General features: G+C 41.3%; 21 protein-coding genes. 17 read left to right on the forward strand and 4 right to left on the reverse strand.

Going from position 1 to position 23,315, the window contains the following annotated elements:
• Positions 1-31 precede the first annotated feature (31 nt).
• The 4 genes from AQ505_RS01720 to AQ505_RS01735 form a co-directional block, all read right to left on the reverse strand.
• Positions 32-721 carry a YjjG family noncanonical pyrimidine nucleotidase gene (locus AQ505_RS01720; RefSeq protein WP_062546588.1) on the reverse strand — a complete coding sequence of 230 codons (690 nt, stop codon included), beginning with the start codon at positions 719-721 and terminating at the stop codon, positions 32-34.
• Between the two features lie 24 nt (positions 722-745).
• Positions 746-1,144, reverse strand: coding sequence for a DUF1648 domain-containing protein (locus tag AQ505_RS27305; RefSeq protein ID WP_062546589.1), 399 nt, complete (start codon positions 1,142-1,144; stop codon positions 746-748).
• Between the two features lie 20 nt (positions 1,145-1,164).
• Positions 1,165-1,809 (reverse strand): uracil phosphoribosyltransferase, encoded by a 645-nt coding sequence (gene upp / locus AQ505_RS01730; RefSeq protein ID WP_062546590.1) that lies wholly within the window; start codon positions 1,807-1,809, stop codon positions 1,165-1,167.
• Between the two features lie 140 nt (positions 1,810-1,949).
• Positions 1,950-3,071, reverse strand: coding sequence for a DUF7033 domain-containing protein (locus tag AQ505_RS01735; RefSeq protein ID WP_062546591.1), 1,122 nt, complete (start codon positions 3,069-3,071; stop codon positions 1,950-1,952).
• A gap of 227 nt (positions 3,072-3,298) precedes the next feature.
• Between AQ505_RS01735 and uvrB the strand changes: the two genes are divergently transcribed.
• From uvrB to fucP, 17 genes are all read left to right on the forward strand, one after another.
• Positions 3,299-5,359 (forward strand): excinuclease ABC subunit UvrB, encoded by a 2,061-nt coding sequence (uvrB, locus tag AQ505_RS01740; RefSeq protein ID WP_062546592.1) that lies wholly within the window; start codon positions 3,299-3,301, stop codon positions 5,357-5,359.
• Between the two features lie 2 nt (positions 5,360-5,361).
• The gene (locus AQ505_RS01745) at positions 5,362-5,559 is read left to right on the forward strand and encodes a YwbE family protein (RefSeq protein ID WP_062546593.1); all 198 of its coding nucleotides are present in this window, start codon (positions 5,362-5,364) and stop codon (positions 5,557-5,559) included.
• 92 nt (positions 5,560-5,651) lie between these two features.
• Entirely contained in the window at positions 5,652-5,921 is a 270-nt protein-coding gene (locus AQ505_RS01750) for a DUF4834 family protein (RefSeq protein WP_062546594.1), read from the forward strand.
• 87 nt (positions 5,922-6,008) lie between these two features.
• A complete protein-coding gene (locus AQ505_RS01755) occupies positions 6,009-8,489 on the forward strand; it encodes a YfhO family protein (protein ID WP_062546595.1) in 2,481 nt (826 codons plus the stop codon).
• Between the two features lie 294 nt (positions 8,490-8,783).
• Complete coding sequence (locus AQ505_RS01760) at positions 8,784-9,635, forward strand: UDP-2,3-diacylglucosamine diphosphatase (protein WP_062546596.1); 852 nt, start codon at positions 8,784-8,786, stop codon at positions 9,633-9,635.
• Between the two features lie 29 nt (positions 9,636-9,664).
• Positions 9,665-10,651: a glycosyltransferase family protein gene (locus AQ505_RS01765; protein WP_062546597.1), complete on the forward strand. Its 987-nt coding sequence runs from the start codon at positions 9,665-9,667 to the stop codon at positions 10,649-10,651.
• Between the two features lie 29 nt (positions 10,652-10,680).
• Positions 10,681-11,661: a DUF6427 family protein gene (locus tag AQ505_RS01770; RefSeq protein ID WP_062546598.1), complete on the forward strand. Its 981-nt coding sequence runs from the start codon at positions 10,681-10,683 to the stop codon at positions 11,659-11,661.
• Between the two features lie 68 nt (positions 11,662-11,729).
• Positions 11,730-12,485: a type III pantothenate kinase gene (locus AQ505_RS01775; RefSeq protein ID WP_062546599.1), complete on the forward strand. Its 756-nt coding sequence runs from the start codon at positions 11,730-11,732 to the stop codon at positions 12,483-12,485.
• Entirely contained in the window at positions 12,448-13,758 is a 1,311-nt protein-coding gene (locus AQ505_RS01780; protein ID WP_231635007.1) for a hypothetical protein, read from the forward strand. Before AQ505_RS01775 ends, AQ505_RS01780 begins: the two co-directional genes overlap by 38 nt.
• A gap of 7 nt (positions 13,759-13,765) precedes the next feature.
• Entirely contained in the window at positions 13,766-14,338 is a 573-nt protein-coding gene (gene lptC, locus AQ505_RS01785) for an LPS export ABC transporter periplasmic protein LptC (protein ID WP_062550848.1), read from the forward strand.
• Positions 14,339-14,466: 128 nt separating this feature from the next.
• Positions 14,467-16,563: a peptidylprolyl isomerase gene (locus tag AQ505_RS01790; RefSeq protein WP_062546601.1), complete on the forward strand. Its 2,097-nt coding sequence runs from the start codon at positions 14,467-14,469 to the stop codon at positions 16,561-16,563.
• 63 nt (positions 16,564-16,626) lie between these two features.
• Positions 16,627-17,142 carry a DUF2480 family protein gene (locus AQ505_RS01795; RefSeq protein ID WP_062546602.1) on the forward strand — a complete coding sequence of 172 codons (516 nt, stop codon included), beginning with the start codon at positions 16,627-16,629 and terminating at the stop codon, positions 17,140-17,142.
• Between the two features lie 30 nt (positions 17,143-17,172).
• Positions 17,173-17,949, forward strand: a complete 777-nt coding sequence (locus AQ505_RS01800; protein WP_062546603.1) for a DUF3108 domain-containing protein — start codon at positions 17,173-17,175, stop codon at positions 17,947-17,949.
• Positions 17,950-17,954: 5 nt separating this feature from the next.
• On the forward strand, positions 17,955-18,521 hold the full coding sequence (locus tag AQ505_RS01805) for a DUF3109 family protein (RefSeq protein ID WP_062546604.1): 567 nt from the start codon (positions 17,955-17,957) through the stop codon (positions 18,519-18,521).
• 86 nt (positions 18,522-18,607) lie between these two features.
• Positions 18,608-19,468, forward strand: coding sequence for a glucose-1-phosphate thymidylyltransferase RfbA (gene rfbA / locus AQ505_RS01810; RefSeq protein WP_062546605.1), 861 nt, complete (start codon positions 18,608-18,610; stop codon positions 19,466-19,468).
• A 303-nt stretch (positions 19,469-19,771) separates the two neighbouring features.
• Positions 19,772-21,967, forward strand: a complete 2,196-nt coding sequence (locus AQ505_RS01815) for an alpha-L-fucosidase (protein WP_062546606.1) — start codon at positions 19,772-19,774, stop codon at positions 21,965-21,967.
• Between the two features lie 85 nt (positions 21,968-22,052).
• Complete coding sequence (gene fucP / locus AQ505_RS01820) at positions 22,053-23,315, forward strand: L-fucose:H+ symporter permease (protein ID WP_062546607.1); 1,263 nt, start codon at positions 22,053-22,055, stop codon at positions 23,313-23,315.

Genomic DNA, 23,315 nt, shown 5'->3' on the forward strand with positions numbered 1-23,315 from the left:
TTTTAAGGCTTTCCCTGATAAGAATAAGCAATTAAAAATGATTTAACAATTCTTCCAGGTGATTAATCTGCCAGGCTACGTCCTGCGGCTTTTCCTTGCGTAATGGATTAAAAAAGATCGCCTGAATTCCGAAATCCTGTGCTCCGCGAATATCCGCCTCCAGACTGTCGCCAATCATGATGCTTTCCGGTTTTGTCGCTTTCGCCTTTGCCAATGCATATTCAAATATGGCTTTGTCGGGTTTATTCACCCCCACATCCTCAGAAATGATCACATTTGAAAAATATGGATTTAAACCGGATTTGTCCATTTTCGTCAGGGTACTCTCTTTAAACCCGTTAGAAATGATATGTAGTGTGTACTTCTCCTTCAGATAGGTCAATACCTTTTTCGAACCTTCAAATAAGTTGGTTCTAATAGGGGTTAAACGTACATAGTCTTCTTCAAACTGCAAAGGAATTAGTTCTGGTGAGACGCCCAGCTGTGTAAAAGTTTTGCTGAAACGTTCAGATCTCAGGGTTTCTTTGGTGATCTTTCCTAAATGATATTCTGCCCATAATAAATGGTTGTTCTCAGTGTAAGTTGCAATGAAGGCTTCCGGGGATGCCAGTCCTAATGCCGCAAGTTCATAGTGATGGTACAATTCCATCAATGTTTCCTCGGCATTTTTATCAAAATCCCAAATCGTATGGTCTAAATCGAAGAAAATATGTTTAATCATGCTACTGTTCCGTTATACTGATCATCAATAATGTATAGTAATGCTGATGAGCATTGCAAAGATAACAACAACCAGAACTTTTAAGTATCTAAGTAATTTTGTCGCTATGGTATATTGCCGATGTGCGTTTTCTGGGGTAACAGAAGTTAAATAATTGAAATAATGAGGAAAATTGTTGACTATCGTCAGTAAAATATAAAGAGCAGTGGCCACCATCGGCAGACTATATATGTCTGATCGGTGGCCAAAACTATTCGGCGCTCCTGAAAAATTAAAGTGAACAGGGAGGTATTCCGGCAATCCCGCATATTGAAAATACACACATAACCATAGACTCATCAGCAGAAAAAAGCCTATTCCTTCAATTATTTTATCAAATAAAGAGAGCTTTAGCTTAATTAGGGGTCTTTTGAAGCTGGTCATGGTGCGCTGGACATGGCTGATTACTGTTTTACGCCGTAAGCAAGATCTCCTGCGTCGCCTAATCCAGGTACAATATAAGACTTACTGGTCATTTCTTCATCAATAGCACCAAACCATAATTTTGCCTTAGGTAGATTGGCCCTCAGGTGGTTGATGCCTTCTGTACTGGCGATGGCGCATACAATATGCAGTTCTTTAATGCGGTATCGGTTCAACAATTCTTTACAGCAAAGCACCATACTCAGACCTGTCGCCAGCATTGGGTCTGCTATAATCACCACTTTATCGTTCAAATCCGGCGAATAGATATTCTCTACCTCCACTATAAAATTACCATTTTTATGAACTTTCCGGTAAGCAGTGATAAAAGCTGATTCTGCCTGATCAAAAACATTCAATAAGCCTTGATGCAAGGGGATTCCGGCCCTTAAAATGGTTGCCAATACAGGCTGTTCCACCAGGCAGGCAGTTTTTGCCATCCCTAGCGGTGTTTGTGTTTCCTTTCGCTCATACTCCAGTGTCTTGCTGATTTCATAAGCGAAAAACTCACCCATCCGCTCCATATTTTTACGGAAACGCATGGTGTCTTTCTGAATGTTTTCATCACGAAGTTCGGCAAGGAAAACGTTAGCAATGGAGTCGATTTTGTCTAGGTTAAAAATCATCGGGCTGGGAATTAAAATTAGGAGAATAAACAAGTAGGAACATGAAAAAGAACTGAAAATGAGGAGCAAAAGTTGAACGGCTCCGCATGAAAAGATACAATGAAAATTAAAAACTATCAATAGCGATCAGCAACTATCAATTACGCAAGGGCGATTACTTTGTGCTGCCAAAGGCTGTAAAAACTGCCATCTACAAATTTCACATGGTCCATCAGTTCATTTAGTAACAGCATAGGGTCTTTATTAGTTTTCTTTCCACCGGCAATTCCGGCGAAACTTACAGCAAAAGGAAATATTTTCAATTGAGACTGTTTCTCCATTTGTAAGTCATACCAGAAAAAGGGGCTGCAGGTGCCTGCTCTAAAACCTGGTGTATCGGAATAATACATGCTGTAATCCTGGGCTACATTTTTGGCGGAAAGTTGGATATAACTCTTCGGTAGGTTCAGTTTCTCCTGCCAGTTGATACGCCGCTGTGTATTTGGCAATAGGAATTCTGGCGGAGCAGCATGGCCATCTTTCTCCATCTTTTTAATCAACTGACGGATTTTAGTCAGCTGTTCTTCTTTTATTTTTCCACCAAACTGCTCCTTTATCTTATGATTAATGAAGCTAAAAGCCTTTTTCAGTGGCCTGACCAGCGATTGATGTTCCGGGTTCAGCGAATAAGCAACCTTAAAGCTAAAATTCCTTCTTGGGAATTTTAGTGATGGAAAGTGCTGATGTAAGATGTTTTTTAAAATGATCGCCCATTCATCAATTACCGGGATTTCTAAAAGTCCCAATTTATACTGCAGACTTAAACGCGCCCGATAACCCTGGTCTTTCCGGTCGTCAAAGGGCAGGTATTCTTCATATCTGCTCAGAAAATAAAAGGCAGCAGAAAAAGGGTCAAAAGGTAAAGTGCTACCTTCTACGGCAAATGGAACCTGGTTTTCTCCAAATACAGTGGTGTTAATTTTTTGGCGCCTGATGGAGCGGTCGGTCAATAGACCTGCGCTCTTAAAAAATAAGCTGTTTGGAATGGGATGCTTCCCATAAGAAATTTTAGGGCCTTCCGCCTGGGAAAATTCCGCTAAACTTTTCGGATATTCCAGCTCCAGTCCTAAAATCCCGCTAAACATGAAATTGAAAATGTATTTGATCCGGGGGCTAACCAATGGGGCATAAACCTGAAGCTTCATAGGGTGTAATTTTAAATATAATTTATCACCTGGATTCTGGTCATCAGGAATCCGCAGCAGGCAAATACCTTTTAACATTACTTATACATTTTAAATTCCAAATTGTTTGACGCGCAGTTGTGTTTTTACATGAGGTATGTTGCTGTGAATTAATGTCTTAAAATCAAAGCTTGACAGATGATTCAAGCTGTCAGAGCAAGGGCAAATCTCCACAGGAATAGCGATCGCTTCCCTTATCCAAGCAAATAATTCCTTATCTTTACATCTTTCGAACTCAACATCAAGATAAATAAGGAAATCTGCACATGAAGTTTCAGCTCGTATCAGACTATAAGCCAACAGGAGACCAACCCAATGCCATTAGGCAATTGGTAGATGGAGTGAATAACGAAGAAAATTACCAGACACTTTTGGGCGTAACAGGATCGGGTAAAACCTTTACGATTGCCAATGTGATCGAGCAAACTCAAAAGCCAACGTTGATTTTAAGTCATAATAAAACATTGGCCGCACAGCTTTACGGAGAATTTAAACAGTTCTTTCCGGAAAATGCGGTCAATTATTTTGTTTCCTATTACGATTATTACCAGCCTGAGGCATTTATGCCCAGCACAAATACCTATATAGAAAAAGACCTGAGCATCAATGAAGAAATAGAAAAACTTAGATTACGGACCACCTCCGCTTTAATGTCCGGACGTAGAGACGTGATCGTAGTTTCCTCCATTTCCTGCATTTATGGTATGGGAAATCCAGAAGATTTCTCCAGATCGGTATTCCGATTCTCTGTGGGCACCAGAATTTCCAGAAATAGCTTCTTACACAGCCTGGTGGAAATTTTATATGCCAGAACAACCACCGAATTTAAAAGAGGTACCTTCCGTGTCAAAGGTGATACTGTAGATATTTTTCCTGCTTACCTCGATGAAGCCTACCGCGTTTCCTTTTTCGGTGATGACATTGAAGAATTGAGCCTGATTGATCCGGTAACCGGAAAAACATTGGATAAGATGGAAGATATGGCCGTTTATCCCGCCAATCTTTTCGTGACGCCAAAAGACCGTTTTACCTCCTCCATCTGGGGAATTCAGGAAGAACTGGAAGTCCGTAAGACACAGCTGATCAATGATGGCCACCTGTTAGAAGCAAAAAGGCTGGAAGAAAGAGTCACATTCGACATAGAAATGATGAAAGAACTCGGTTACTGTTCAGGAATTGAGAATTATTCGAGATTCTTTGACGGACGTTCTCCAGGAATGAGACCCTTCTGTTTGCTGGATTACTTCGCGGATGATTACTTAATGGTAATCGATGAGAGCCATGTGACGGTCCCTCAAATTCGCGCGATGTACGGCGGCGATAGGTCCCGTAAGATGTCGCTGGTAGAATATGGTTTTCGCCTGCCTTCCGCATTGGACAACAGGCCATTGAATTTTGATGAATTTGAAAACCTTGCGCCTCAAACGATCTACGTAAGTGCAACCCCCGCTGATTATGAATTGCAGAAAACTGAAGGGGTGGTGATTGAACAGGTGATTCGTCCTACTGGACTATTAGACCCATTAATTCAGGTGAAACCAGCAGTCAACCAGGTGGATGATCTGCTCGACGAGATCGATAAAACCATTAAAATGGGCGATAGGGTGCTGGTGACCACACTGACCAAAAGAATGGCAGAGGAACTCACCAAATATATGGACCGCCTAAATATCAAATGCCGTTACATCCACTCCGAAGTGAAAACTTTGGAAAGGGTAGAGATCCTGCGTGGTCTTCGCCTGGGAGAATTTGACGTATTGATCGGGATCAACTTACTAAGAGAAGGACTGGATTTACCGGAAGTATCTTTAGTGGCGATCTTAGATGCGGATAAAGAAGGTTTCTTACGCTCTGATCGTGCATTGATCCAAACCATCGGCAGGGCGGCACGTAACGACAGAGGGAGGGTAATCATGTATGCAGATCGCATCACTGACTCTATGGAAAGAACAATCAGTGAAACCAACAGACGCCGCGACCGACAAATTGCCTATAACCTCGAACACGGCATCACGCCAAAAACTGTCGGCAAAAGCAGGGAAGCAATCCTGGAGCAAACCTCCGTACTGGACTTCTCCGGAAATGCTACAAGAGCAAAAGCGTATGTGGAAGTAGATGAAGTGAGTATGGCCGCAGATCCGATTGTTCAGTTTATGAGCAAAGCTGAAATGCAGAAATCAATTGATAAAACGCGTAAAGATATGGCCAAAGCAGCCAAAGAAATGGACTTCCTCATGGCTGCAAGGCTTCGTGATGAGATGTTTGCCATGGAAAAAGTATTTGAAGAAAGATTTAGTAAATCAGCAACTGCTGATCATTTAAAATAACAATGGACGGAAAAAATAGAAAAGACGTATATCCAGGATTGGAAGTAGAGATTATCCTTAAAAAGGACCAGAGAACAGGAAAATTAACAAGAGGAATTGTAGCCAACCTGCTCACTTCATCGGCCTTCCATTCCAGAGGAATAAAAGTGCGTTTGGAAGATGGACAAGTAGGTCGTGTCGCGGAAATCATAGAAGATTAGGCCTCTATTGTAATGAAAAAGCAATAATCTACGGAATTTTGTAATAATGAAATCCCAATTCCGTCTATATTTGTAAACATTAATTTAACACAATGGCATTTTTAAAATTTATTGTAGTCACCTTTTTAGTACTGTATCTCCTGCGCTTAATTTTGCGCCTGGTATTTCCTATGGTATTGAAAAGTATGTTTAGCAAGGTACAGCGCCAGGCTGAAAACCAAGCCAGACAAGCTCAAGGCCAGGCCAGACAGCAAGACAGCAAGCCGGAGGGCGCAATTACTATCGATTATATGCCACCGCAAACTAAAGGTGGTAAAACAGACAAACTCGGAGATTTCGTAGATTACGAAGAAGTGAAATAAACTATTTTAGGCTAATCGATAAATTTCCTTCCTAATCTGTATCAATTTTATATTTTTGGGGTTAGTTTAAATCTTAAACAAACCTTAATGAATAATTGGTTAAAAGCGAATGGCATCCACCTGGCCATCATTGGATTTTTTGTGATCATCTGTTTTGTCTATTTCAGTCCTGTTATGCAAGGAAAAGCTCCTGCACAAAGTGACGTCATCCAGGCAAAAGCTACTGCTAAAGAAATTATGGATTACAAGGCTAAAGACGGCAAAGGCCCTCTTTGGACGAATCAAATGTTTGGCGGTATGCCTGCGTATCAGATTTGGGTGCAGCACCCAATGAACGTAGGAACTTATGTGATCTCTACAATTAAAGCAGTTTTCCCTGACCCTGTAGATGCAGTATTGCTGTACCTGGTAGGTGCATACCTGCTGTTTTGCGTGCTTCGGGTAAATCCATGGCTCGCCGCAGTTGGCGCAATTGCATTCGCCTTTACCTCCTATAACTTTATTATTATCGCCGCAGGGCACAGCAATAAGGCATTAGCCATCGCTTTTATTGCCCCGATTATTGCCGGCGTTATCCTCACCCTAAGAGGGAAATATTGGCTGGGAGGAAGTTTAACCGCTTTGTTCCTGGCGCTGGAAATCAGAGCGAACCACATCCAGATGACTTATTACCTGATGATTGCGCTATTGATCTTCATCGGTATCGAAGTTTATCATGCGGTAAAAGAAAAGAAATTGGCTGCTTTTGGAAAGTCCATGACTTTCTTAGGACTGGCATTGCTAGTCTCTTTAATGGTAAATGCGGGTAAACTCTGGACTACTTATGAATATGGTTTAGAGTCTAACCGTGGAAAATCTAACATCACTACCGATAAGTCAGAAGAGAAAAATGGCTTGTCAAAAGAGTATGCATACGGATGGAGCCAGGGTGTAGGCGAAAGCTTAACCTTCCTGATTCCGAACCTGTATGGTGGCGCAACGAGCATCGACCATATCGTGAAACCAGAAAGCCATACCTTTAAAGCATTACAAGCAGTAACCGGTGGAGATCCTACCCAGGCGATTCAGCAATTGGCCGGACAAATCGGTTTGCAGCAATACTGGGGTGAAAAACCAGGTACTTCTGGCCCTTATTACTTCGGTGCCATCATCTGTTTCCTATTCGTTTTCGGTCTTCTAATCGTGAGAAGCAGATTGAAATGGTGGATCGTAGGTACTACAGTGCTATTTATGCTCCTTTCTTTCGGTAAAAATGCACCATTCGTATCCGACTTATTCTTTGAATATTTCCCAATGTACAACAAGTTCAGAGCAGTAGAATCTATTCTGGCACTAGTTGGATTAATGGTACCAATACTGGCGGTTCTAGCGATCAAAGAAGCACAGGAAAGTAGCTACGATCCAAAAAAACTGACTCAAAAATTAACAATCGCTGCGGGAATTACTGGTGGTCTTAGCTTATTGGTGGCCATTATGCCTACCGCTTTCTTTAGCTTCACCTCATCTATGCATCCTCAAATGCTGCAGGCATTGACGCAGATGCTGGACAATAACAGCGGTGTAGCACAAAGTATTACCAATGCCTTAATCAGCGACCGTGCAGATATCGCACGCGCAGATGCCTTACGTTCTTTAGTGTTCATCGCCATTGGTTATGCGCTGGTATGGGCATTCATCAATAAAAAACTGAATGCACAAACTGCCATCATTATCCTTGGTCTAGCGACCTTAATAGACCTTTGGCAAGTAGATCGTCGTTATTTAAACAACAGCAATTTCGCCAGCAAAAGTGATCTAACCAATCATTTCCAGCCTCGTGATGTGGATACGTTTATCATGTCGGATAAAGATCCTAACTATAGGGTACTGGATCTGTCGATCTCTACCTTCTCTGATGCGAGTGCTTCTCAATTCCATAAAACTATCGGCGGTTATCATGCCGCTAAACTGAAACGTTACCAGGAATTGATTGACAGCCAGCTTTCTAAAAGCGTGAATCAGGACGTGCTGGATATGTTAAATACGAAATATATCATCACTCAGGATCCAAAAAATGGTTCTTATAAAATGCAGCGCAATCCGACAGCTGCAGGTAACGCCTGGATCGTTCAGAATGTGCAGTTTGCCAAAGATGCCGATGAGGAAATGAAAGCAATCAGTAGCTTCGATCCTAAGAAAGAAGCGATCGTAGATGTACAATACAAACATTTAATCGATACTAAACGCCTGGGTGCAGATCCTTCCGCATTCATTAAATTAGATAGCTACCACCCGGATCACCTGGTGTACTCTTACAGCGCACCAAGAGATGCAATCGCTGTATTCTCCGAAATCTATTACGATAAAGGATGGAATATGTATGTAGATGGGGTTAAAAAACCATATTTCAGAGCAGATTACGTACTTCGTGCAGCACAGCTGGAAGCAGGAAATCATAAAGTAGAATTTAAGTTTGAGCCAGTTTCTTACTACATGGGCGAAAACATCTCCTTAGTAGGTTCAATCTTACTGATTGCAGGTTTAGGTTTTGCCTTCTACTCGGAAAATAAAAAGAAAAAAGCAGCTTAATGCTTTTGAAATATAATAGAAAGGCCTGAAGTTGAAAAACCTCAGGCCTTTCTCGTATAACAGGATTTTTTATCCCTGCCTTATGTGGCTTTATCATTTTCAGAAGCCTAACCGGATCACACGAAATACAACTTGCTCAATAAATAACGATTTCTTAACCTGCTGTTTATCTTAGTATTGCATTTTTGTGTCATAAACTGTTAAACATGATGCAGGAATTGTTATTGATCATTTGTTTAGTCGTTGGGCTCGCTTTCTTTTTCAGCCCTTACGAACTCTGGCTGGAGGAAGATGATGTCTAAAAGAGCAGTGGATATCGTAGTCATCTCCGACGTTCACCTTGGAACCTATGGCTGCCAGGCCAAAGAACTCTTAAAATACCTGAAAAGTATCAAACCCAATCAGATTATTCTCAATGGTGATATCATTGACATCTGGCAATTTAGTAAACGCTACTGGCCGGAAACACACATGAAAGTGTTGCGTAAGCTCATGAAATTTGTGGTAGAAGGCGTTCCGGTATATTACCTGACCGGCAACCATGATGAGCTGCTGCGCAAGTTTGCCGATATACACATGGGTGCTTTCCACCTCCAAAATAAGCTGGTTCTAGAGCTGGACGGTAAAAAAGCATGGTTCTTTCATGGCGATATTTTCGATGTGACCATGCAGCATTCCAAATGGCTTGCCAAACTAGGCGCTGTCGGTTACGACTCCCTCATTCTCATCAACAGCCTTGCCAATTGGTTCCTCGGACTTTTCGGTAAAGAGAAAATGAGCTTTTCCAAAAAAATTAAAGCAGCCTTTAAAGATGCCGTTAAATTCATCAATAGCTTTGAAAATACAGCCGCAGATCTCGCCATCGAAAATGGCTATCAATACGTAGTCTGCGGACATATCCACCAACCTGAAATGAGAACCATTGCCAATGAATCCGGTGAAGTATTGTACTTAAACAGTGGAGATTGGGTGGAAAACCTGACCGCCCTGGAATACCAGGATAAAGCATGGAAGATTTTCAAATATGACCCAAAAGACTTTGAAAAAGAAGAACTCGAAGAGGGCGAATTGTCCGATAGCGAAGACCTTCACAGCAAACTGGATATCAATGTGCTGCTTCAAAAGATTAAATTAGAAATTGTCTAAAGCGTAAAAATTGTAGATATTCGGTGCGGATGAAAATACTATACGCTATTCAGGGTACAGGAAATGGACATATTAGCAGAGCAAGGGAAATCGTTCCACTATTGCAGCAATATGGAGACGTAGATTTACTGATCAGCGGTACCCAGGCAGATGTTCAATTGGTGCAGAAAGTCAAGTACCAGCTTCATGGATTCAGTTTTGTTTTTGGAAAAAAAGGTGGCGTGAACCACTATGAAACCTGGAAAACGATGAACCTTCCACGTTTCGTGAAAGACATGAAGACCATTCCCTTAAAAGATTACAACCTGATCCTGAATGATTTTGAGCCGGTAACGGCATGGGCTTGCCGCATGCAGGGATTGGAAAGCGTAGGCTTAAGTCACCAGGCCTCTTTCCAATCCAGAAAAGTACCAAAACCCATTAGTATCGACTGGGCGCAGCTGGTAATGAAGTATTATGCACCAGCCACGCATTATGTAGGTTTCCATTTTGAACGATACGACGATTTTATTTATACCCCGGTCATCCGCTCCGAAATCCGAAATATGAAGGTCAGTAATCTTGGCCATTATACGGTTTACCTGCCTGCAATCGACGATAAATACCTGGTGCCTATTCTTAAACAGATTCCCCAGGTGAAATGGCAGGTGTTTTCTAAACACACCAGATTCAGCTATATCGATGGCAACGTAGAAGTGTATCCAATCAATAACGAGCTGTTCAATACAAGCCTGGCCTCCTGCGAAGGATTGTTTACCGGTGGCGGCTTTGAAGGCCCTGCAGAAGCATTATTTCTGGGAAAAAAGCTGCTGGTTGCCCCGATGAAATTTCAGTACGAACAGCAGTGTAATGCCTTCGCATTGAAGAAATTCGGGCTCCCTGTCATCTGGGCAAGTAATAAGAACTGGCTGCCGATCATCAAAGACTGGGTGCAGAACCCTCAGGAACACCAGTTCCAGTTCCCTGATGAAACCGCTGCGGTAATTGAGAAAGTAGTGAAGGATTTTGCCAGATAATTTGCTTTACTTTGCCTTAATATACAGGCATGATCAATCAATTTAGAAATTTAAACCCTATAAACCTGCTCCTGTTATTCGCATATACTTTTTTTATGCGCATGGCGATTTTTGCAGACCCGCCAGAACACCTGAATTTTGAATTCCTGGAACCTTATACCAAGTTTTTTATTCAGATTCCCGTTCAAAATAGCTTTTCGCCTATAGGAAACGCATTTTTTGCCGCAATCATTATCTATGTTCAGGCGATTTTATTCAATAGGGTAGTCAATAATCATGGCTTATTGAACAAGCCGAATTTCTTGCCAGCCTTGATGTATGTGACTGCTTCAGGTCTGTTCATGCCCTTTCTGGTGCTGAGCCCAACCCTAATCTGTAACTTTATACTGATCTGGATCATGGACAAATTGCTGAAAGTAGGCAAGTCCTCCAATGCCCTGATGATCATGTTTGATATCGGCATGCTGATCGCAATCGGTACCCTGATTTACTTCCCTTTTATTGTGATGCTGGTGATGATCTGGTTTACACTCTTATTATACCGTTCCTTTAACGGTAAGGAGTGGATTGCCGGTTTGGTTGGCTTTTTAACGATATTTTTCTTCGTCTGGGTCTTCTATTATTGGAATGACAGCCTCTCGATGTTCTACAAAATCTGGCTGCCATTGGGTAATAAATTCCCTTCGGTTTTCAAGATCAATTACAACGATTACCTCGTACTGGTGCCGGTATTGGTGATGATGGTACTGGCGATGATCCAGCTGCGGGAAAACTTTTTCAGGAGCTTCATCAGTACGAGAAAAGCCTTCCAGATGTTATTCATTATGTTCGTGGTCGCCATCCTCAGCTTTTATACGAAACCGGATTTCAGACTTTATCATTTCCTGCTCTGCGTGCCTCCAGGGTCGGTATTACTAGCCTATTATTTTTCTAACGCCAAAAAGCGCTGGTTTTATGAGAGCTTATTCCTGATTCTGGTTTTAGCAATCCAGTACTTTTTGTTTGTTTAACTTTTTTTAACAATTTGGTCCCTTGAAACTTGCTAAAGATTAATAGCTTTGTGCCATGAGGGTTGGAGATGTATAATCTTGTTATAGATATCGGTAATACAAACAGCAAAATTGCTGTTTTGGATGACAGAGTGATTGTTCATAGCCAGGCATTTAAACAGCTTGATCCGAAGGTGTTAATGGGTGTAATCCAGAAATACCATGTTACCTGCAGTACCATCTCCAGTGTCGGACCAGAATTAGAAGAGGTAATTACCCTATTGAAAAATAATACGGTTTACATCCCTTTTTCGACCGCTGTAAATACCGGAATAAAGAATTATTATCAAACATTAGCCACACTGGGATTGGATCGATGGGCAAAAATTATTGCCGCGAACCATTACTTTAAAGGTAAAAATTGTTTCATAATAGATGCAGGTACCTGTATTACCTACGACCTGCTGAATGCCCAAAGTGAATATTTTGGAGGCAGCATCAGCTTAGGAATAGACATGCGCTTCCAGGCATTAAACCATTATACCGGGCGTTTGCCATTGGTAGCATGGGACCGGGAAGCAGGAACAGTGCCGGATGGTACTGATACCACCACCGCCATTCAAAATGGGGTTTTACAAGGCGTAATTAACGAAGTGGAGGGCTTTATCGCTCAACACACTAATAAAAATAAAGACCTTACGGTACTGATAACAGGAGGTAATGCTGAATTTTTGCTGAAACAATTAAAAAACAGCATCTTTGCGCCTCAAATTATTCACGATCCGTATTTGGTTATAAAAGGATTAAATGAAGTCATTGCTTTCGAATATGTACAAAAAAATTAATTATATAGCAGCAGTTTTGGTGTTGTTTACCGGCATCACTGCCCAGGCACAGGTTACCTCGCAATCTCCATATTCCAGATATGGTCTTGGGAATGTGAAAGAATTGGTGCTTCCTCAGTTAAGAGCGATGGGTGGAATTTCTGCCGGTGTATATAAACCGAATGGTTACAACAATATCAATATGCAGAATCCAGCTTCTTATGCCGGAATTTCAATGACTACTGCTGATATGGGCCTATCCGGTACCTTTACTAAATTGAGCACAGGCAGCCTTTCTGAAAAAGATTTTAATGGTTCTTTAAATCACATCGCCTTCGCATTCCCGCTGATTCAAGGAAAAACAGGCTTGAGCTTTGGTTTAATGCCATATACACAAGTTGGTTATGATTATCAGACGGTAAGCAGAGTGGATACCACTAATGCCATCAATAGATTTACAGGACAAGGCGGTCTTTCGAAAGCTTATTTAGGTATTGGTCAGGCAATTGGTGACAATTTCAGGATTGGTGCCAATGTGGAATACATCTTCGGTGATGTAGAAAATAGCAGCTCTTACGAATTGCAAAGAGTCAATGCCTTGTATACCAGAATTCAGGATAAAAATAGCGTTGGCGGTGTAAGTTTCTCTTACGGTGCTCAATATGAAATTAAATTAGGCGGTAAAAAGAGAATTACCCTGGGATACTCCGGATCTGCTTCTTCTAACATCAACTCTACCAAAACTTACGTAGCTTCTCAGTTCATCAGAACAGCGACAGGTGAAGATACCGGTGTTTCTGATACCACTTCCTTCATTGATGGCGGAAAATCAAGCCTAAAACTTCCATTAACACATAACTTTGGATTTACTGTTCAAAAAGACAATAAATGGTTGATCGGTGCCGATTATAGAATGGGTGGCTGGAAAAAATTAACAATTGGTGGTGTAAATCAAGGTTTACAAGATAGCTGGGGTTTCTCAGCAGGTGGTCAGTTCACTCCTGATATCACTTCAATCAACAACTATTTCGACCGTATAGATTACCGTGTAGGTTATACTTACGATAAAACATACATCCAGAGAGGTGGTCAGGACATTAAACAGCAAGCCATTACTTTCGGTTTAGGATTGCCACTGGCTTCCAGCAGATACTCGATTTACAAAATGAACTTTACTACGGAAATCGGAAAAAGAGGTTCACTGATGAATGGATTAGTAAAAGAGAATTACATCAATTTCCATCTTGCATTTACGCTTAATGATACCTGGTTCATTAAAAACAAGCTTTATTAAGCGAGGTATGAAATCCTTAAGCATACCCACTGGTTTGGCTATATTGTGCTTATTCCAGCTTTGCTTGAGTTCCTGTGGGGAAGACGACTTGAAAAAAGCCGCCCCACTTTCAAAAAAAGACTTGGTGCTCAACCGCGATCGTACCATCGACGTGGAGATCACTTATAGTGATTCCTCCAAAGTGAAAGGGATCGGTAAGGCACCCATCATGGATAAAATTACCCCTGCAAGCGGCGCAACCTATCAGGAGATGCCTAAAGGAGTGAAAATAAACTTCATGAATGACAGCCTAAAGGTCAAAGGCTCCATCACTTCCGATTATGCCATCTCCAAAGACACCGAAAAACTCGTGATCTTTAAACGAAATGTGGTCGTTGTCGACGAACAGCTGACTTTCAATACCGAAGAATTAACCTGGGATCAAAATAAAAAGATGTTTTACTCGCCGCAAGGCGTCATCACGAAACCCGATGGTACGGTCATCAATGCCGTAAACTTCAGCGCAAAGCAGGATTTCAGCGTTTTCAACTTCGAACAAGGCTTTGGAGAGACTTATGTAGACAAAAATTTCGGCGAATAATCAGCGGTTTTAAAAGCGCATATTTCCTTAATTTTTAAATACTTAATCAAAAACAATTTTATATTTTCTTTTTTTCCCAAAAGTTGTATCTTGCGCCCTCTTAAAAAGGATTTATAAATAAGAATATTATGGGATTAATGACATTTTTGCGGAATCGCGCAGGGTACATTTTGATCGGTGCCATCGGTTTTGCAATTGTTGCATTTTTAGTTGGTGATGCAGTTAACGTAGGTAAGCCTTTTTGGGCCGAATCTCAAAAGGTTGTAGGATCGATTGACGGTGAAGATATTAGCATTGATACTTTTGGTCCTAAAGTAGACCAGAGTTTAGCGCAGTTTAAACAACAATATGGTGGCTCAGGCAATGCCCAGATGCAGGCAATGGCAGTAGACAACGTTTGGAACGGTGAAATTGCAACGGTTCTTTTAGGTAAAGAATACAACCGCCTGGGTTTAACGATCTCTGGTGATGAATTATTTGATTTATTGCAAGGTAAAAACCCAAGCCCACTGATCGTTCAGTACTTCGGTAACCCGCAAACAGGTCAGGTAAACCGCGCTGAAGTGATCGCCTCATTAAAACAGCAAGCAAAAAATCCTCAATTGAAACAACAATGGGATATGTTGCAGGCGGAAATCGAAAAACAAGCTTTACAACAAAAATATGCGAACCTGGTTCGTAATTCAGTATATGTAACCACGCTGGAAGCAAATGATGAATACATCAACCGTAATAAATTGGCTAACTTCAAATATGTAGCCCTTGATTACGCAACTATCGCTGATGCAACGTTAAAATTGACAGAATCAGATTACTCTGATTATTACAATGCCAACAAAGCTCGCTTTGAAAGCCCTGCAGAAACCCGTTCATTCGAGTATGTAACTTTCAGCGTTAACCCAACAAAAGATGATTCTGTTGCAGTAAGAACACAAGTAGAGAAATTAGCGGCAGACTTCAAAACGGCTGTAAACGATTCTTTATTCGCTGCATTGAACTCAGATGTGAAAGTTCCTTATGTATATATGTCGAAAGGTAAATTAGATCCTGCTGTTGATTCAGTTGTATTTAACGTTCCTGCAGGTAGCTATTACGGTCCTAAATTCTCTGGTAACTCTTACAAATTGGTGAAAGTTGTAGATACTCGTTTCTCTCCGGATTCAGTGAAAGCTAGCCACATCTTAATCGACCCAGCTAAATTAGGTGGCGTAGATAAAGCCATCAAATTAGCAGATTCGTTAAAAGGATTGGTTCAAGGTGGTGCAAACTTCGCAGCATTGGCAAAACAATATAGCGTAGATGGTTCGAAAGATAAAGGTGGTGACCTTGGTACTTTCAGCCGCGGACAAATGGTTCCAGAATTTGAGAATGCTGCCTTCAATGGTAAACCAGGCGATCTTAAAGTGGTAACTTCTCAGTTCGGTGTACACTTGATCAAAGTTGAAAAACAAATCGGGAACTCTAAAGTTGCTAAACTAGCTTATATCGAGAAAAACCTTTCTCCAAGTAATAAAACTAAAGATGCAGCTTACAAAAAAGCAAGCAGCTTCCTGGCTGAAGTGAAAGACAATAACTTCTCTGAATTAGCACAGAAAAAAGGTTATACTGTAGGTGTAGCTGATAAAGTGACTGCTTCTCAAGGTTTCGCTCCAGGTTTAGATAACCCTCGTCAGTTGATCCGCGATGCCTATGCTGCTGATAAAGGTGATATCCTGAAAGAAATCTACCAGATGGACAATGCTTTCGTAATTGCACGCGTAACTGGTGTAAATCCAAAAGGTACTTTACCATTGGAAGCGGTTAAAAAAGATATCGAGCCATTGGTTCGTAATGCTGTAAAAGCAAAAATGCTGACTGAAAAAGCAAATGCAGCCCTACAAGGTGCAGGAAACCTGGATCAGGTAGCTAAGAAATTAGGTCAGCCAGTAAACCCAGTTCAAAATATTGTGTTTGCTAACCCAATCATCCCAGGTGCTGCTCAGGAAAATAAATTGGTAGGTTCCGTATTCGGTTCTCAGCCAGGTAAAGTTTCTCAGCCAGTAGATGGTGAGCGTGGGGTGTATGTGTTCTCAGTAGATAATTTCATCAATCCAGCGCCTTTAGCGAATACCTACAAACAAAAAGAAGCCATGATGCAGGCAATTGCACAACGCTCTTTAGGTTCAGCTTTCCAGGCCCTGCAGGATAAAGCCAAGATAAAAGACAATAGAGTGAAATTCTATTAATCTTATTTTACGTAATTTTGTAACCGGAAGTATTTTTGCTTCCGGTTTTTTTATTTTATAAGCATGGACATTCAAGAAAACTTCGTTAATAAAGTAGCTGCAAGTGGATTGATCACTTTCAATCTGGAAGAATACTACCATACCGGTGAAAGAGTGGTTTATGATATCAAAGACAATCTTTTTCATGGGCTGATGCTGAGAGAGAAAGATTTTAGAGAGTTTATTAAAACCCACGACTGGGCCAGTTATACCGGAAAAAATATTGCAGTCATCTGTAGTGCCGATGCCATCGTACCTACATGGGCCTATATGCTGCTCGCCAATAAATTAAAACCTTATGCCAATGAAGTGGTATTCGGAAGCCTCGAAACCCTGGAATCGGTGCTGTTTACCAAAGCACTGGCTAAAATAGACCTGAATGCCTTCGCTGGAGAACGCGTGGTCGTAAAAGGATGCGCAGATATCGATGTGCCCATCTCTGCCTATGTGGAGATTACCAGCCTGCTCAGCCCTGTGGTAAAGAGCATTATGTACGGAGAACCTTGTTCTACCGTGCCAATATATAAGCGAAAGGATTAAATTTGGAGTGTTTTTTGTTTAAACCCTGATATGAAGAAATCATTATTGATCATTACTATTGCATTATTAAGTTTCAGGGGCATGGCTCAAGAACTTCCTTTTGTTAAAGAACCTGTTTTTCAGGTGGGGGAAGTGCTGAAATATAAATTGAGGTATGGTTTCATTACCGCAGCAGAAGGTACCTTAAAAGTGCTGGATACTGACCTTAAATTCGATGGTAAACCCACTTATCGCCTTTCAGTAGACGGAGAAACATCCGGTACATTCGATGTTTTTTATAAAATAAGAGACCATTATGATTCTTATATCGACCGCGTAAACCTGAAACCTTATTTCTACCAGGAGAACATCCGCGAAGGCAGCTACCGCAGAGAAGATAAAGCAAGATTTTATCAGACCGATCAAAAGGTAGTCGCCACGAAAGGGACTTTTAAAACTCCTGATAAACAGACATTCGACCTGGTATCTACCTACTATTTTGCCAGAAGTCTGGACATTTCGAAATTGAATCCCGGTGATGAAGTCAAACTGAATTACTTTTTAGGGGATGAAATCAACCAGCTGAAAATAGAGTTTGTAGGCCGCGAAGTGGTGAAAACCAAAATGGGTAAAATCAGGTGTTTGAAATTTAGCCCTTCTATTAAGCCCGGAAGGATCTTTAGAAAAGATAGCAGATTATACCTGTGGATCACAGATGATGGAAACAGGGTGCCTGTAAAGGCTCAGGTGGAGATCCTGGTGGGTGCAGTGACAATGGAAATTAAATCAGCCGATGGATTGAAGTATCCCCTGGCGATCGTAAAATAAATAAAATGATAGAAGTACAAAATACACTCGTTCACGAGGACCTGATCAGCGAAAGCTTCGTCTGTAACTTAAACAAGTGTAAAGGCATTTGCTGCGTCGAAGGTGATGCAGGTGCCCCTTTAGATGTAGCTGAAACCGCGATCCTGAAGGATATTTATCCAAAAATTAAACACCTGCTGGAAGCAAAAGGGATTCAGGCCATCGAAGAACAGGGAACTTCAGTAGTAGATGCTGATGGCGACCTGACGACGCCTTGTGTGGATGGAAATAAAGAATGTGCCTACGTGACTTTCGAAAATGGCATTACCAAATGCGGTATCGAAAAAGGTTATGAACAAGGTCTGGTAGAATGGCAAAAACCAATCTCCTGCCATTTGTACCCTATCCGCGTAACGCAATACCCGGAATTTGAAGTGTTAAACTACGACAGATGGCACATTTGCCATGATGCCTGTTCCTTTGGAAGAGAGTTGAAAGTCCCGGTATACCAGTTCCTGAAAGGGCCGCTGATTAGAAAGTATGGCGCAGAATGGTATGCAGAGCTGGAAAATAGTGTAGCCACAAATCAATAAAGCGAAGCAGAATTTCCGAAGCCTGACCGCCAAAATAATTTGAACCAGAATTCAAAACATATACTTACAAAAACCAACCTACGGAAGTGAAAGGAATAATTTTAGCAGGAGGAAGCGGGACAAGACTGCACCCTCTGACTCTAGTAATGAGCAAGCAAATGATGCCGGTTTATGATAAACCGATGATCTATTACCCATTGTCAACTTTAATGCTTGCAGGAATCAGAGAAATTCTGATCATCTCTACGCCACATGATTTGCCGAACTTTAAAAAGTTATTAGGTGATGGAAAAGAGCTGGGCTGCGAGTTCTCGTATGCAGAACAGGCAGATCCGAATGGTCTGGCACAAGCCTTTGTGATCGGTGCTGATTTTATCGGTACAGATAAGGTGGCTTTGGTACTTGGCGACAATATTTTCTATGGTGATGGGATGTCTAACCTATTACAGGCAAGTTCAGATCCTGAAGGTGGTGTCGTTTTCGCTTACCGCGTTTCTGATCCGGAACGTTATGGTGTAGTGGAATTTGACACCGAAAATCGTGCCATCTCTATCGAAGAGAAACCAGTAGCACCAAAATCTGATTATGCAGTTCCTGGACTTTATTTCTACGACAATAGCGTAGTGGAAATTGCTAAAAATATCAAACCTTCCCCTCGTGGTGAGTATGAAATCACAGATGTGAACAAAGTATACTTGGAGCAGAATAAGCTGAAAGTTGGCGTATTGAGCAGAGGAACAGCCTGGTTAGATACCGGAACTTTTGCCTCCTTAATGCAGGCCGGACAGTTTGTACAGGTGATCGAAGAACGTCAGGGACTGAAAATCGGATGTATCGAAGAGGTCGCTTACCGAATGGGCTTTATCGATAAAGAACAACTGCGTAAAATCGCGATACCATTGGTGAAAAGTGGTTATGGTGCGTATTTGTTGAAAATGATCAAGTAGTACTCAAATCATAAATCATATCCAAAACCTGGCAATTCGCCGGGTTTTTTTATGGAAAAACTTTTTTATCAGCTATTTAGTCTACTGACCATCTATTCAGTTTTCAAGGTCTTAAGGGCAGAATCTCCGTTTTATCTTTAAAGATGGAGCCCTTTAGAAAGTAACAATTATGCTGATGCCAAAATCATTTAATCTTTTGGCAATTTCAACAATGTATATCGCTGTATAATCCGCTTTCTTTGAGTTTATAGCTTTTTATTACCTTAATCCTTGACACGCCTCTAGAACAAAATAGAAACTCCAATGACAACGAAACAGAAATCAGGAATTTTGCTCCTTCTACTCCTTTTATGCAGCAACATTAGCTTTTCTCAGCAGCAACAACATGATCCTAAGGCGTTAAAAGCCTGGCAAGACCAGAAATATAGCCTATTTATTCATTATGGAATTTACTCGGTATTGGGTGGTGTATGGGAAGGCAAAGAAATCAGCAAAGGCCTGAGCGAGCAGATTCAGGCGCATGCAGGCATTTATAGTGATACTTATGCTAGTGTTGCTAAAAGGTTTAATCCTAAAGATTGGAATGCAGATACTATCGTTTCACTAGCCAAAAAAGCAGGAATGCGCTCCATTGTGATCACTTCTAAACACCACGATGGTTTCTGCATGTTTAAAACGGCAACTACCGATTTCAATGTGGTGGATGCGACGCCTTTTAAAAGAGATATTCTGAAAGAACTTTCGGATGCCTGTAAACGTGGCGGCTTAAGATTCGGGTTGTACTTTTCCCTAATCGACTGGCATTATCCACAGGCATCGCCGATCTCCAGCAGTAACTCCGATTACATTACTCCCGAACACGTTCAATACAATAAAAAACAAATCACAGAACTGCTGAGCAATTACGGCCCAATCTCAGAATTGTGGTTCGATATGGGCTCTCAGAATGCAGCAGAAAGTAAAGAACTGAGAGATTTAGTACATAAATTACAGCCTGATTGTATGATTGGCAGCCGTATTGGAAACGATATGGGCGATTTTAATGTGATGGGAGATAACCAGGAACCAGATTATGCGATTGGCGTGCCTTGGCAGTCGCCAGCTTCTTTCTTCGATGATACCTGGGGTTACAGATCATGGCAGGACAGAGGCAGCGAAGCCGTTAAAACCAAAGAAAAGTTAACCAGTCTGATTCGTGTAGTGAGCAGAGGAGGGAACTTCCTGTTGAATATCGGCCCAAAAGGTGATGGATCAGTAGTCGGTTTTGAAAAAGACATTTTACTCAATATCGGAAAATGGCTGGACAAAAATGGAGAAGCCATTTATAGCACGGATGCAGATCCTTTTCATGTTTCCTTTAAATGGGGCAGCTTAACCTCAAAGCCTAATCAGCTTTATTTACATGTAATGAGTCATCCTGAAAATGGACAGATCGTTTTACCAGGCCTTAAAGGCAAGATCAAAAGTATAGGGGTATTGGGCGAAAAGAATCAAAAGATCAGTTTTATACAGAACAATCAAGAGTTCAAAATCAATGTCCCAGCTAGCATCAACCCAGATAAAGAATTCAAAGTCATCAAGATAACGTTTGCCAATGGTTTCAGTGTACCACCGGCTAATGTGATTAAAATTCCTGCGGATGGCTTAAACGTAAATGCAGCAGCTCCTACAAACGGACACGGAATCAACTTAAATTCCCATAATGCGTTTAAACATTACAGCAGTTCAGGAATAGATTACAATACCAGATTCCAAAGCACAGTTAAAGAATCCTGGACATTGCAGCCCTTGAAAAACGCAGGCTATAAACCTGTAATCTATTATTCGGCACAGGAAAAAGGGAAAACGATAGACCTTGAAATCAATGGAAAAGTAAATTCCCTGACTTTCACTGATGGTAAAGCCATACCTATAAAACAGCAGGGGTCGCTCAATTGGGGTCCAATTTACCTATCTGATTCTCAGTGGACAGGGATTGAAGGTTTTCCAGGACAGGTCAAAAATATAGACCCAAACCAGGCATGGGGTAATGGTAAATTAACCTGGACGAAGAAAGCCGATTGGAAAAACAACGAGAAATATACCTTAGCAGCAGATCGCAGCAGTGCTGTTTATGTGCTGCAGGAAATCACAGCAACAGAAGATCAGCCCTTCCTGGCCGGTATGACCAGCACAGATGGTCTGGTGGTCGTGCTCAATGGAGAGACATTGGCGATCCATAACAACCCTTTCAAAGAAAACCAGTGGAATGACCTGATCTTACTGCCGCTAAAGAAAGGTAAAAACCAGTTGCTGCTGAAGATTTACAATGGTTATCAAAAGAAAATAGATCTTGGAATTGATACAACTCAGCCACAGGAATTATTTTCAAAAGAACTTCCTGCGATCTCTCTGGAAAAAGGAAAATATTATCCTTTCAGCTGGCAGCTCCATCAACCAAATTCTCCGCATAGTACGCTTGGATTGTCAAATGTTAGCCTTGTTTTACCAGAAAACTAGCCAAAATCATTTAATGATATGATAATATCATAAAATAAAATGTAAGAGAATTCGCGTCCTTTGGGTAACCAAATAAATTAAACCGATGACTAAGAATAAATACCTGTTTCCGTTTATCATGATTACGTCCCTCTTTTTTATGTGGGGCTTCGTTCATAATCTTGATCCGATTTTAATCCCTCACCTGAAGAAGTCATTTAGCCTGTCTACTTTACAAGCTTCATTGGTAGATTCGGCAGTTTTTATCGCCTATTTCCTGATGGCCTTACCAGCAGGATTTCTGATGAAAAAATATGGATATAAAGCAGGGATCATTATGGGACTGATCTTATTCGCCATTGGTTCGTTTTTGTTTATTCCTGCAGCAAATACACAGTCCTACTTTTTCTTTTTGATCGCGCTTTTTATCATTGCCTGCGGATTAACCATCCTGGAAACAGCAGCAAATCCTTATGCTTCCTTATTAGGACCTGAGGAAACTTCTACTTTTCGTTTAAATTTTGCACAATCATTTAATGGCCTGGCAGCCACTTTAGCCCCGATTATCGGTGCTAAAATTATCATGACTAAAGGAAATACAGAAGAAGAATTAAATGCGATGACGGAGTCGGCCAGACAAATTGCCCTGGCTTCCGAAGCATCCAGCGTGAAAATGCCATACTTCATTTTGGGTAGTATTATCCTGGTCATCGCCATCATTTTTGTCTTCCTGAAACTTCCTGAAATTAAAGAAACAGCGCAAAAGAAAGGGGAAAAAACAGGGATCATTCATGCACTGGCACATAAACACCTGAGCTGGGCAGTAATCACCCAATTTTTCTACGTAGGCGCACAAGTATGTGTGTTCAGTCTTTTCATCTTATATGCGACTAAAGCAGCCGGAATTGACGAACAAGAGGCGGCAAAATATGCTGGATTTGGTGTAGGGATGGCTTTTATGATCGGTAGGTTCTTTGGAACATTCCTCATGAAGTTTATCGCCCCGCCAAAATTGCTGTCGATTTACGCAGCAATCTGTATCCTGCTATCCGCAGCAGCCATGACAGTGACCGGTATGATTGCCATTTATGTCGTCATCGGAATCGCATTCTTTATGTCAATTATGTTTCCATCGATTTTTTCGCTGGGCATCAGAGAACTGGGTAAAGATACCAAATTTGGCAGCAGCCTCATCATCATGTCAATCGTTGGCGGTGCCATCCTTCCCTTAGGAATGGGGCATATTGCCGACCTTACTCACAACATTCAGTTGGGTTATATCGTTCCCTTAATATGTTTTATAGTGGTATTCCTATTTGGAATCAAAGGCCATAAAGTGGTGCCAATCACCTCTGGTAGTTCAAATTAA

Source organism: Pedobacter sp. PACM 27299 (assembly GCF_001412655.1).
In the GTDB taxonomy this organism is placed as follows: Bacteria; Bacteroidota; Bacteroidia; order Sphingobacteriales; family Sphingobacteriaceae; genus Pedobacter.